The organism is Haloglomus irregulare (assembly GCF_007421925.1).
Taxonomy (GTDB): Archaea; Halobacteriota; Halobacteria; order Halobacteriales; family Haloarculaceae; genus Haloglomus; species Haloglomus irregulare.
Window position 1 is genome coordinate 1 of sequence record NZ_QMDX01000034.1, and the last position, 12,421, is coordinate 12,421.

The following is a 12,421-nucleotide window of genomic DNA, read 5'->3' on the forward strand; positions in this document are numbered from 1 at the left end:
TCCGCCTTCCGGCGGTGAGGGGAAGCCGCGCCGTTTACGGCGCGGAGGATGTCACCTGTCGCTCCGCGATCACCGGTTTTCCGCCTTCGTCGGCGAACTCCGTCTCCAGTACAGCGAACGTCATCACGCCGCCGTGTCGCCCCTCGCGCTCATAGGCGTTGATTAGCGTGGTAGTCGCGGAAAGAGTGTCGCCAACGTACACCGGCCGCGTGAACCGGTAGGCCTGCTCGCCGTGCAGTTCGTACCGAATGTCGAATCCGATATTCAGACCGAGCCGGTGTGCGTCCTCGGGACGGTAGCGTGAGAACATGGCCGTTCGGGTGAACGTCGGTGGGGCTGGACGGCGGTCGTACCCCCTCTCAGTGGCCACCTCGGGACTGCAGTAGATCGGATCGTTGTCACCAACTGTCGCGGCGAACTCCGCCAGTTTCCCCTCTTCGATTCTAAACCCCCTCAACCGACTGTATCAAGTCGCCGATACGCGGCTCCAGTCTGGTTATCGTTCGCTCCGACATATCATGGCTGAACAATTATCTTCCCGAACCCTGCGCCATCAGCGAGGCGTTCGTGCGAATCAGGGATGTCATCGAGTCCGATGACCTGGTCGATAACTGGGTCGATATCCCCCGCAAAGAAGGCCCCGAGCATATCCTCGAACTCACCCATCGTTGCGCCGGTTGCCCCGATGACTTCTAACTGCTTCCAGAACACGTGTCGGAGCATTCCCTGGTTGGCGTCACCTTCTGTTGCGCCAATCGTTACTAGTCGCCCTCCTCGGACGAGACTCCGCACCGCTTGCTGGTACATCTCGCCGCCAATCGACTCGAACACGACATCGACACCTCGGCGGCCGGTAAGATTCGAGATGGCTTCATCGATGTCCCTCTCTGTGTAGTCGATGACGTGATCCACACCGAGTTCACGAAGCTTCTCGGCTTTCCTCTCCGAGGAGGTCGCCGCATACACCGTCGCCCCGACGTGAGCAGCGATCTGGACGGCACCGTGGCCGACACCGCCGCTCGCCCCGAGTACGAGAACGTCATCACTCGGACCGACATCAGCGCGCGTAATCAGGCCGCGCCACGCCGTTCCGAAGTTGGACGGAACTGCGGCTGCGGCCTCGCAGGATACGTCGTCCGGAATCGCTTCCGCGTACTTTGCCTCGATAGTGACATATTCAGCGTGACCGCCATCGGTCTTGACTCCAAGGCCCCCGTAATCGTGACACATCGTGATTTCGCCGCGGTTACAGAACTCACATGTGCCACAGTATGTCGTGTTCGGATAGAGCACGACGCGGTCGCCAGCATCGAACTCGTCGACGCTCTCACCGACATCGGCGATTTCGCCTGCGACGTCGATGCCAGTGATTATGGGTGGTTCACCCTCGTAGCCGCGTCGTATCCAGACATCCGTGTGATTGACGGCACTGGCTTCCACCTCAACCAGAACGTCATCGCCATCGATCTCCGGAGCCGGGACCTCCTCAACAGAGATCACGTCTAATCCACCGGTTTCTGTAATAACTGAGGCTCGCATAGCGGTATGTAAGTAATCCTCTAGAGGACACTTTACAATTTCCCCGAGGTCAACACTCTCAGCGGGGCGTAATCTCGTACTGCCCAGGCTTCGCGTAATCGCTCGCATCAGCCCGTCTTGAGGCACCGGCAGCACAACTGATATAGTGTCCGTTGTCAATAGGTATCGTATGTCGGAGATATCACGGCTTGATGCATACCACTTCTACGAAAAAGAATGGGATGATTACGGCGCTTTGCTTGATGAGTTTGAGTGGGAAATCCCGGAGTCGTTCAATATGGCACGGTACATCTGTGATCGTTGGGCAGCCACGGATGATGCCCGCGATGCGATATATGCTGGCGACAGATCGGAGCACTATGAAACGTACACGTTCATGGATATACACGAGCACGCTTGCGCGGCCGCGAACCATCTTCGAAATCAGGGTGTCAAGCGCGGCGACCGTGTCGGCATCAACATGCGACAGCGCCCGGAGACGGTCATCGCTCACGTTGCGGCGTGGAAACTAGGCGCCGTCTCTGTCCCACTGAGCACACTCTTCGGGACCGACGCCGTCCGGTACCGGCTCGATGATGCCGGAGTTGCTGCATGCTTCGTCGATGAATCCAATGTCAACACGGTTCGCGACGTGGCCGGGGACGTGGTCTCGCTCGATACGATTGTGACGGTCGGGGAAGTCACCTCTGAGCGCGATGAGCACCCGCTCGACGAAGTGCTCACCACGAACAGTACCACGTTCGAAACCGTAGAGACCAGTGCAGAGGACGATGCAATTATCATCTACACCTCAGGAACGACGGGTGACCCAAAAGGGGTACTCCACGCACATCGCGTCCTGCTCGGGAACCTCCCTCTCGTCATCACGGGGTTCTGCAATCTCGAGTTACACGACTCCGATGTGTTCTGGACGCCGTCGGAATGGGCGTGGGTAGCGACGCTCTTCGATGTCGTTTTTCCGACACTATATTATGGGCTTCCGATAGTCGCGCACACTGCGGATAAAAAGTTCAATCCGGAAACCGCGATGCGCATTATCGAACGGTACGACGTAACGAACTACTTCGCACCACCGACTGCGCTTCGAATGATGGAACAACTCAAGGACCCGGGCCGGTGGGACGTCTCCAGTGTCCGGTGCGTTCCGAGCGGTGGCGAATCGCTTGGACAGAGCATCGTCGACTGGGCAGAGGAAGTGTTCGACGGGGCCGCCGTGCATGAAGCGTACGGCCAGACGGAAGCCAACATGATCGCTGGAGACTGCTCACAGATGCTGGAGACCCGTGAGCAAAAAATCGGCCCTCGTGCCCCAGGTCACGAGATCGAGATCGTCGACCCTCGGACAGCTGAGAGTACGGTCGAACGTGGGGAAACCGGAGAAATAGCCGTACGATACGAGGGGAACCCAGTATGTTTCAAAGAGTACTGGAACAAGCCAGGCAAGACTCGGTCGAAGGTCCAGAACGGATGGTTACTAACCGAGGATCTTGGATCGATGGATGAAGATGGGTATATCGAGTTCCACAGTCGGAAGGACACCGTTATTATTTCCGCGGGGTATCGTATAGGGCCGGTCGAAATCGAAGAAGCGCTGGCGCGTCACGAGGCGGTTGCGGACGCCGGCGTCATCGGAATTCCCGATGACGAACGGGGCGAGGTTCCGAAGGCGTTCGTGGTCCTCGCCGCGGAGTATAATCCGGACGCGACGCTCAAATCCCGACTCCGTGAGGACGTTCGTGACCGGCTCGCGGAGTACGAGTACCCTCGACAGATCGAATTCGTCGGCGAACTCCCAAAGACCAGTTCCGGGAAAGTCCGACGGTCGTCACTTGAGGAGCGGGAGGGAATAATGAAGTAGATGCACCGGGTCGCGTCCCAGAGAGCAATGTCGGCGAGTATCGAGTAGTAATGCGTATTCCTCCAAAATATTTATTAACATATCATGCTATCACGGAGTGTGACATCAATCAGACCAGACGGTGACATTGTAAAGCGTGGCGTCCCTCCCGCAGAGTCCCGCGTTGACCGCCGAACGTTCTTGAAAGGGGCTGGTGCCGCGACAATCGCGGCCTCTTTTGCCGGATGTAACAATCCTGCTGGTGATGGCGACGATAGCTCGGTTGAAGCAGGTGGTGACATCCCTACTGAACCCCTCGAAATGGCGACAGTGGCGTTTACATCCGGGTCGGCATCCGTCTTCGGTACACCTATGATGCAAAGTGCCCGAATGGTCGTTGACAAAATCAACGAGGCAGGTGGCATTCTCGGTGAGCGTGAAATCTCGCTCGACGAATACGACGAGAACACCGAGGAGGTGGCACAATTATATCGAAGGCTTGCGACGCAGGACGACTACGATATTATAATCGGGTTCGTCTCCAGCGCGAATGCACTGACTGTGGGGCCAATCGCAGAGGAGCTCCAGCAGCCAACGATTATCTGGGACACAGGCACCACCGAACTGTTCGATGACGCCGTGACGGACCCCCAGTACCTGTTCCGAACCTGTGCAAGCAGTTCAACCGACGCCGTCGGCGCCGCTCTAGTGCTGGAGAACGCGCTGACCGATATTGAGACGGTCGCTGGGGTCAATCAGGATTACGCATACGGACGGAACAACTGGAACCTGTTCAGCCAGGCAGTCGAGGCGTTCGATATCGATGTCGATATTGTGGAAGCGCGGTTCCCCCCGTTCGGCAACGAGGATTTCAGCTCGACTGTCTCGGCACTGAACGACTCCAACCCCGATTTCATTTTCTCCAGCCTGTGGGGGGGGGACTTAGTGAACTTCATGACCCAGGCCAACGACCGTGGGCTGTTCGACGATACACTTCCCTGCTTCAGTGGTGGGACTCATATTTTCCGAGATGCTCCGGACCAAGTTCCGGACGGACTTCTCTTCGGCGCTCGCGGACCGCACGTCCCGTATGGTGGCTTTGGATGGAACTCACTCCACGATAACTTCGTCTCCAGCTTCGAATCCCGGTACGGTGAGAGCCCATACGCCCACGGTGCGTTCCACGCCTGGCAGGGAATCTACGCGTACGTGAACGCCATCGAAAACGCGTTCAATGCGAGCGGCGTGTACCCCGACAACGATGCGCTAGTTAAATCACTCGAAGGGCTCGGGTTCGATACGCCGAGCGGGTTCCTCAACATCCCCGAGGGAAGTCACAACGCCATCGAGCCGTCGTTCTGGGGCCTCTCCGATAGCAGCGGCGAGAACCTCGCACTAACTGATTCAATCTGGATCGCCAAGGAGCAAGTGAACCCGCCTGTTGAGCAGACCACCGAAGAGTGGCTCGGCAACATCTGAGATAAGATGGTTATCGAACTGATAACACAGCAGATTCCGCTGGTTCTCAACGCGCTGTTCTTAGCATCAGTGTTGTTCCTGCTGGGCACCGGCCTGTCGATTATTTATGGGATGCTCAACTTCCTGAACCTCGCACATGCCGCGTTCTTGGTGCTGGGGGCTTATGTGGCCTCGACAGTCGTCACCCAGATTGTCGGCGTGTTCGGCGATACGCTCGGCACCAGTGGACTGTTCATTATCCTTGTGCTCGGACTACTGATCATCGTTCCATTTATCATCGCGATGGTGGGCCTCACAATGGAGCAGACGATATTCAAGCCGATATACGGTCTAGAGGACGATTACCAGCTGTTAGCGACGTTCGGAGTGATTCTGATGATGGAGGACGGAATGAAGTTCATCTGGGGTGGTCAGCCGGTGACTGCGTCTGCTCCATCGGAGCTGCTGGGGAGCATTAGCTTGTTGGGGGGCTCTACGTACCCGCTATGGCCAATCTTTGGGACGGTTCTCACGATGGTTATCGGTATTGTCCTCTACTACTTTTTTGAGGAGACTCGTCTCGGAAAGATCACGCTCGCGATGGCCGAGGACGACGAAATAGTCGGGGTGACCGGCATTAATACGCGTCTGGTCCACCTGCAGGTGTACGTTATCGGAATTACACTCGCCGCGCTCGGTGGTGCTCTATTTATTCCGAATGCGTCTATGACTAGTGGGCTTGCACTTCAGTTCGTCATCCTCGCGTTCGCAGTACTAGTAATCGGCGGACTCGGCAGCTTAAAAGGAGCGATTGCTGCGTCGTTATTGATTGGCTTTACTCGCTCGTTCGGCTCATACTACATCCCTCAGCTGGAACTCGCTATCGTATTCATATTGATGGCTGCCGTAATGTTAATTAAGCCGACCGGACTGTTCGGAGATATCAAAGCATGAGCCAAGATACGAAAACGGAGTTAAGAGGTGTCATCCGGCAACGAGTCACGACCCTACCTGGTCTCGCGACGGCCGCGTTCGTCATGCTCGCGCTGAGCTTCCCGTACCTACCGTCGACGGGCCAATTCGAAGTTTTCTTAGTGGCACAGATATTCGCATTCGCGATCGCCGCAGTTGCATTTAATGTACTACTCGGGTATACGGGACTGCTATCGTTCGGACACGCCGCGTTCTTCGGCGGAGCTGCGTACGCTGTCGGCTTCGTCCTCAGGTATACGGCTATTTCGGAGCTGTTCATACTGCTTCCTATCGGTATCGTTACCGCGGCTGCACTTGCCGTTGTCATCGGCTACATCTCCGTCAGGTACACTGAAGTGTACTACTCGCTGCTGATGCTCGCACTGAGTTTCCTGATCTATGTCCTGATGGTGAAATTGTACACTATTACTGGTGGGACTGATGGGCTGCCGATTTCGGCACCGACTGTCGGGGGCGTTGATTACGTCGCGCTCTGGGGATACAGCGGTTTTTTACAAGGTATCCTCTACTACGTAATCGCGATATCGTTCCTCATCTCCATCGGTCTGATGTGGATATTCATGAACTCCCCGTTCGGACTTACACTCAAGACGATTCGAGACAACCCAGAGCGAGCGCGCGCAATCGGTATCCCGGTGATTAAATACCGTTGGTACGCGACAATCGTCTCAGGAGTATTCACTGGGGTGGGTGGCGTGATGTACGCGGTTCTGAACAGCCATATCACGCCGGACACAGTACTCCACTGGTCCCGGTCGGGAGAGTTCGCGTTCATGGCCGTTTTGGGTGGCGTCGGCTCGTTTGTCGGCCCGATAGCGGGAGCTGGCGCGTTCATTATGATTCGATCGCAGGCCCAGCAACTCACCGAGTACTGGCACTTCGTCATGGGTGCTGCCCTGTTCCTCATTATCGTGTTGGAGCCCGCGGGCATCGCGGGCATCGCCAAGAGAAGCTATCGGAAAGCGACCGAGTCCATTAGAGGTGATGACTGATGGCTGTCCTACAAACGAAGGAACTCACGAAGCAATTCGGTGAGTTGACCGCCGTGGAGGAAGTCGACTTCCAGATAGAACGCGGGGAAATCGTTGGTATCATCGGCCCGAACGGAGCTGGGAAGACGACGTTCGTGAACCTGCTCACTGGCGTACTCAACGCGACGGTCGGAGATATCATCTTCGGCGGGGAGCCGCTTAAGAATGCGCCGGTTCATGACAGGGCGAACCGTGGGCTCGTGCGGTCGTTCCAGATTCCGCAGGTCTGTGACGACCTCACACTCTTGGAGAACGTCAGGTCAGCGATTCTCTCCCGGGAACAGCGAAATAGCTCCCTATTTTCCCTGCTCCTGTGGGAGGATGAAAGCCGAAGCGAGGCGATAGAACTTCTTAATGAGTTTGGACTCGGGGAGCGCCAGAACCTGAGTGCGGAGGCGATTCCCCATGGCGACAAAAAAATCCTTGACGTCTGCATGAGCGTCGCGATGGAGCCAGAGTTGCTCATTCTCGACGAGCCAACGAGTGGAGTCGCCACCGAAAACAAACATGAAATCATGAAACGACTCCGGAACTATTTCGAGACGACCGACTCTGCCGTCCTGTTCATCGAACACGATATGGAACTCGTCGCAGAATACGCTGACCGTGTGTTCGCGATGGACCAGGGACGAAAGCTCATCGACGGCCCTCCAGAAGAAGTGCTTGAGGACGAGACAGTAAAACGTCGTATCAGAGGTGAAGAGTGATGCTCCTTACACTCGAGAACGTCCGGGCCCGTATTGAGGGCGTGCCGGTTCTGCGGGAAGTCGACCTCTCCGTCGGCACAGCAGAAAGCGTCGCTATCGTTGGCCGCAACGGCGCTGGCAAAACCTCGACGTTTCGGACCGTAATGGGCCTGCGTGATCTTGACCAGGGGACCGTCACGTTCAGCGGTGAGAATATAACGGACAGTTCGACCCCGAACCGGAAACGCCTCGGGATAGGGTTCGCGCCCGAGGACCGCCAGTTGATTTCGAAGCTGACGGCACGAGAAAACATCGAAATGTCTTTATGGGGGTCGGATGACGAGTTGGAGGTTGATTTCGACGAACGGCTTGAGATGGCCCTTGAGATCTTCCCGATGATGAGCGAGTTCCTTGACAGAGCTGCAGGAAAGCTTTCGGGCGGTCAGCAACAGATGGTTGCAGTATCTCGGGCGTTAGTCTCGAAGCCCGACCTCGTACTCTTAGACGAACCCTTCGAGGGGCTCGCACCAAGTATTAAAAAGGACCTGCGTAAAAGCATTAGCATCATTCGGAACGAACTCGGCGCGTCACTATTCATCGCTGAGTCGCAACTTAGCCACGTGAAGGGTGTTGTTGACCGACTCTACGTCATCGAGCGGGGCGAAATCATCGCCGAAATCGATGACCCGGCGACTGTCGAGTCGAATGACGAACTGATGCGGATGGTCAGCGGTGGGTAGCCTCGAACTGAACCCCGCAGACATCTATTCGAACTTATAAACCTGGGTAATATAGAAACCGTTGCCGTCCTCGGAGCCGGCGCGATGGGACACGGAATCGCCGAACTCATTACGATGGCCGAACATAATGTATATCTGATGGATGTCTCAGACGAACTCGTGAACGAGGGGTATGAGCGAATCGAGTGGAGTTTAGAAAAACTCGAACAGAATGGTGTCTTGGATACCGGAGACGCGGCAGCCGCAGCCGAACGGATTAAGACGTTCAGCCAGCTTGACTCCGCAGTCGCTGACGCCGACATCATCATTGAGGCCGTCCCGGAGGATCTGGGATTAAAACGAAGGGTGTTCGCCAACGCTAACGACGCTGCTCCAGAAGCGACCGTGTTCGCATCGAACACATCGACAATTTCCGATTACCGACCTCTCGGAGGCGACCGACCACCGCGGACAGGTCTGTGGCATGCACTTTTTCAATTTATCTGTTCGGATGTAAATCGTTGAAATCATCTCCGGGGATCATATCGACGAGCGGACGCTCTAACTTATCGAGGGACTCGCGACTGACTTGGGCAAAACGCCGATTCGCGTCCGGAGGGATTCGCCGGGATTCGTGGTGAACCGGGTACTCGCTCCGATGTCAATGAAGCCGCCTGGCTCGTCGAAACGGAGACCGCGACCGTCGCTGAGGTTGACAGCGCCGTGAAGTTCGAACTCGGGCTGCCGATGGGCTGTTTCGAACTGCTTGATCAGATCGGGATCGATGTCGCTGTCGATTTGATTCGATACACGGAGCAGGCTATAGGGGCGGGATACGAACCATGCCCGACTCTGGTCGAGAAGGTCTCAAACGAGGCCTACGGACAGAAATCTGGCGAAGGGTTCTACCATTATGACGATGGCGGAAAGGTCGAAGTCCCAGCTGACGCCGGGACGGACGAAATCGCGAGCCGGCTGGTGGCAGTTGCAGTGAACGAGGCAGCAAAACTGGTCGTCAACGACGTATCTACGCTCGATAACATCGACGAGGCGGTCATTCTCGGAGCCGGTTTTCCGGACGGTCTGACGGCACTGGCCGCCGAACGTGGGTTCGACCGCATTTACGAGACGCTCCAGAAACTCGCCGAGGAGACCCATAAATCCCGCTACGAACCGTCACCACGGCTCGCCTACTGGGCGAGGGATGTGAGTTCAGAGTCGGTGGAGGCGGAGCCGGATGGCGGGGTATAGTTCGAGACGATCGAACTGGAGCATCCTGCGAAAGGCGTTGGGCGTATCGTGCTGAGCCGCCCCGATGACCTCACCCCGGTCATCATCACGTTGCTGAACGAACTCAACAAAGCGATAGATCTAGTAGAGGCGAACGATGACTCCCGTGCCCTTCTCATTACCGGCGCGGACGACACTTCGTTTTATACCGGTGCCGACCTACAGTTTACGACCGACGATTTGGAACCATATGAGGCGGTTGGGTTCTCCTAGAGAGGTCAAGCCGTATTCAGTCGGCTTGTCGATCTCACAGTGCTCATTGTCGCGGGGATTAACCGCTTCGCACTCGGGGGCGGAATGGAACTTGCAGCGTACGCTGACCTCTGTATCGCCAGTGAAGGATCGGAGTTCGGATAGCCGGAGATAGATCTCGGTATCATCCCAGCCTGAGGAGGGATCCAGCGGCTCCGTCACATCGTCGGAGAGCGTTAAGCTCGCGAAATACTCCTGACCACTAATCGGTACGATGCTGAGACGATGTACGACTACGGCTTCGTGAACGAGGTCGTAGCGGACGAGGAGTTCGATGAGCGAGTAATCGAGTTGACAGCAGACCTTGTCCGGGGCCCTCCCCGCGCTCATGAGGTAGAAAAAACGCGATGCTCGCGGGAGAGAACGATATCGAAGCCGGATTACGCGCGGAGTCGGACTCGTTTGGTCGGCTCTGGACGACCGAAGACATCATCAAGAGAATCGATGCGTTCCATGATCGGCGAGACCCGGAGTTTCAGGGCGATGACTCTCTTATCACCCACCGACGTGCTTCCTGTCTACGCTGCGGGGCTGACACGCGGAGAGACATTGCCGATATGCGACAGCCAGGTGGACCGAACGTGGATTGCGACTGGATGAGTCATCCGACAAGTGTCGCATCGACCCGGGTGCCGGATGTCGTGTCCCGCTACGAATGGGAGCAGCACGTCGACATTGGCTACGGGACCGGGGTGACGGCGGCGGAGATGCGCGCTGTGGGAGCGGATGAGATTAACAGGTTCAATCACCGGATTCGCGCCGTTCTTGAATACGTACAAGCGTTTGCCTCCGGCAGTGTTACCGACGACCAACAGGCGAACCTTGCCGAACACTTTGAGCACGACGCGACTATGGGTATCAGCATGCTTGCGAGCCACTACATTGCGACAGCCATGTTGCTTGAGGGGTTCGATGCCTCACTTGAACGGTCCACGTTCATTGGGTAGGAACCCTCTGACAAGGACGTGGAAGCGCTCGCAAGCGAGTGAGGGGGTGTCAGTAGGCTGTCGCGACAGATTCCGGGGTACGGCAGATAACACCGATGGACCGCGTCCGTGTTCGACTCGGTGTATTTAATTCATTAATCGCCATACTACTGACCTTCGAAGGATGGTTCGCGCCCCTCCAGTTGGGCCTCGAATCCCTCCCTCCGGTCGCGTGATGCATACACTGACATCGCGAGCTGGTGCTCCCTCTCAAGCCCATCCTTGAGCGGGACATCGAACGTCACCTGAAAAGCACGGAGGGCGTGCTGAATCCCAAGCGGCGCTTTCTCCGTGAGATTATCCGCGAGTTCCTTCGCCCGGGTATCGACCACTTCGCTAGAGACGACCTCGGTGACCAGATTGCACCGGTCAGCCTCTGCAGGGTCAATATATTCTGCCGTCAAAATCATCTCCTTCGCCTTCCCGATGCCAACCAGTCGGGGGAGTCGCTGAGTCGACCCTTGATGTGGGAAGATGCCAAGCTCAACTTCGATGACGCCGTATCGAGCGTCTTCACCGAGCACACGGAGGTCAGCTGGCAGTGTCAACTCGAACCCGCCTGCGATACCGGCGCCCTGGATTCCCGCAACGACTGGAGTCGTCATATCATCGATCGTATCGAGCAGGGTCGCGAACTTCCGCTGGAACGCGTCTTGCTCGTCCGCGGACTTCCGATGCATCATCTCCAACTGGAATCCGGCACAGAATACTGAACCCTCGCCCAAGAGCGTGACCGCCCGGACCTCCTCGTCCTCGTCGACCCGCTCAACAGCCGTCATAAGGTCGTTAACGACCGCCTCATTCATCGCGTTCCGCTTCTCGGCCCGGTCGATAATGATATCTGCACGCTGCCGCTCGTATTCGACCCGAACATGGCCGTCTCCAATAGTCGCCATATCCGTGGGTTGGCGGGCATGATAAAAAGGATTCCCACGCCAACCAGTTAGGCCTGGGCCGTCGGGGTGAAGAGATGACTATAAATAACGGTCAAATCAGGCGGAACCCGTGAAACCACGCCTGAACGGGAACCGAGGAACGGTCTACGATAGCGGTGTGCTAACGTGGCTGTCTCGCGAGGTGAGTCACCAAGGGCGGGTCTGGCTTCATATTCCCCGCAGATATGCCCATTAGATTCATTTTCGTAACTGAACCCGACGACGATGATGAATAGGGCGGTACAACCTGCTCTGTTGAATAGCGGTGATTGGGTGGAGAAGATAGATATGAATCGACTCGTCAGCTGATGACCCGCGTGGTCTCGAAGCCGGTGTCGATAGACCGGTGCTCAACAACCGCTATTCAACACAGCAGTACAACCCGCAATTGTAGTAACGCAACCGTTTTCGGTGAACCACTCCTGCCGGTGCTGATCAGCCGATATTCGCCGAGGTTGCTGGGCGCGACTCGGGGGAACCGCGATGTCAATTCCTCTGGTTAATCGATCGATAATAAACTGACCTGGGGTGCCTCAGGACATTGTCAAGCGGTTCACACCGACCGAACCATTTTATAACTCCCACACATTAATATCATTCGTTGCCACAATTGTCCATGACTTGGTACGACCTTACACAGGGCACTGTCTAGTTACGAACCTCCTCAGCTGGCGTGCGCCCGCCGAGCGATTGGT

The 12,421-nt window shown here is 56.5% G+C and carries 14 protein-coding genes; 10 read left to right on the top strand and 4 right to left on the bottom strand.

Going from position 1 to position 12,421, the window contains the following annotated elements:
* Positions 1–34: 34 nt before the first annotated feature.
* Positions 35–457, bottom strand: a complete 423-nt coding sequence (locus DP107_RS19075; protein WP_144263671.1) for an FAS1-like dehydratase domain-containing protein — start codon at positions 455–457, stop codon at positions 35–37.
* Positions 458–516: 59 nt separating this feature from the next.
* Positions 517–1,539, bottom strand: a complete 1,023-nt coding sequence (locus DP107_RS19080) for a zinc-binding dehydrogenase (protein ID WP_185977410.1) — start codon at positions 1,537–1,539, stop codon at positions 517–519.
* Between the two features lie 169 nt (positions 1,540–1,708).
* Here DP107_RS19080 and DP107_RS19085 point away from each other — a divergent pair, with 169 nt between their 5' ends.
* The 8 genes from DP107_RS19085 (at position 1,709) to DP107_RS21310 (ending at position 9,514) form a co-directional block, all read left to right on the top strand.
* Positions 1,709–3,397, top strand: a complete 1,689-nt coding sequence (locus DP107_RS19085; RefSeq protein WP_144263673.1) for an acyl-CoA synthetase — start codon at positions 1,709–1,711, stop codon at positions 3,395–3,397.
* Between the two features lie 99 nt (positions 3,398–3,496).
* Positions 3,497–4,855 (top strand): ABC transporter substrate-binding protein, encoded by a 1,359-nt coding sequence (locus DP107_RS19090; RefSeq protein WP_185977411.1) that lies wholly within the window; start codon positions 3,497–3,499, stop codon positions 4,853–4,855.
* 6 nt (positions 4,856–4,861) lie between these two features.
* On the top strand, positions 4,862–5,788 hold the full coding sequence (locus DP107_RS19095; RefSeq protein ID WP_144263675.1) for a branched-chain amino acid ABC transporter permease: 927 nt from the start codon (positions 4,862–4,864) through the stop codon (positions 5,786–5,788).
* Positions 5,785–6,819: a branched-chain amino acid ABC transporter permease gene (locus tag DP107_RS19100; protein WP_144263676.1), complete on the top strand. Its 1,035-nt coding sequence runs from the start codon at positions 5,785–5,787 to the stop codon at positions 6,817–6,819. Before DP107_RS19095 ends, DP107_RS19100 begins: the two co-directional genes overlap by 4 nt.
* Positions 6,819–7,565 carry an ABC transporter ATP-binding protein gene (locus DP107_RS19105; protein WP_144263677.1) on the top strand — a complete coding sequence of 249 codons (747 nt, stop codon included), beginning with the start codon at positions 6,819–6,821 and terminating at the stop codon, positions 7,563–7,565. Before DP107_RS19100 ends, DP107_RS19105 begins: the two co-directional genes overlap by 1 nt.
* A complete protein-coding gene (locus tag DP107_RS19110) occupies positions 7,565–8,284 on the top strand; it encodes an ABC transporter ATP-binding protein (protein WP_144263678.1) in 720 nt (239 codons plus the stop codon). The genes DP107_RS19105 and DP107_RS19110 overlap by 1 nt, the downstream gene beginning before the upstream one ends.
* A gap of 84 nt (positions 8,285–8,368) precedes the next feature.
* Complete coding sequence (locus tag DP107_RS21305) at positions 8,369–8,788, top strand: 3-hydroxyacyl-CoA dehydrogenase family protein (RefSeq protein ID WP_338072749.1); 420 nt, start codon at positions 8,369–8,371, stop codon at positions 8,786–8,788.
* Between the two features lie 105 nt (positions 8,789–8,893).
* Positions 8,894–9,514 (top strand): 3-hydroxyacyl-CoA dehydrogenase family protein, encoded by a 621-nt coding sequence (locus DP107_RS21310; protein WP_338072752.1) that lies wholly within the window; start codon positions 8,894–8,896, stop codon positions 9,512–9,514.
* 198 nt (positions 9,515–9,712) lie between these two features.
* On the opposite strand, the gene DP107_RS21735 is transcribed toward DP107_RS21310, so the two are convergent.
* The gene (locus DP107_RS21735; protein ID WP_338072750.1) at positions 9,713–10,135 is read right to left on the bottom strand and encodes a hypothetical protein; all 423 of its coding nucleotides are present in this window, start codon (positions 10,133–10,135) and stop codon (positions 9,713–9,715) included.
* On the opposite strand from DP107_RS21735, the gene DP107_RS21740 reads away from it, so the two are divergent.
* Both DP107_RS21740 and DP107_RS21615 read left to right on the top strand, forming a co-directional pair.
* Complete coding sequence (locus DP107_RS21740) at positions 10,031–10,405, top strand: hypothetical protein (RefSeq protein ID WP_449405201.1); 375 nt, start codon at positions 10,031–10,033, stop codon at positions 10,403–10,405. The genes DP107_RS21735 and DP107_RS21740 overlap by 105 nt on opposite strands.
* Before the next feature lie 29 nt (positions 10,406–10,434).
* Positions 10,435–10,752: a carboxymuconolactone decarboxylase family protein gene (locus DP107_RS21615; RefSeq protein WP_394348561.1), complete on the top strand. Its 318-nt coding sequence runs from the start codon at positions 10,435–10,437 to the stop codon at positions 10,750–10,752.
* Positions 10,753–10,898: 146 nt separating this feature from the next.
* Here DP107_RS21615 and DP107_RS19120 read toward each other — a convergent pair whose 3' ends face one another.
* Positions 10,899–11,687 carry an enoyl-CoA hydratase/isomerase family protein gene (locus DP107_RS19120; RefSeq protein WP_144263679.1) on the bottom strand — a complete coding sequence of 263 codons (789 nt, stop codon included), beginning with the start codon at positions 11,685–11,687 and terminating at the stop codon, positions 10,899–10,901.
* Positions 11,688–12,421: the final 734 nt, after the last annotated feature.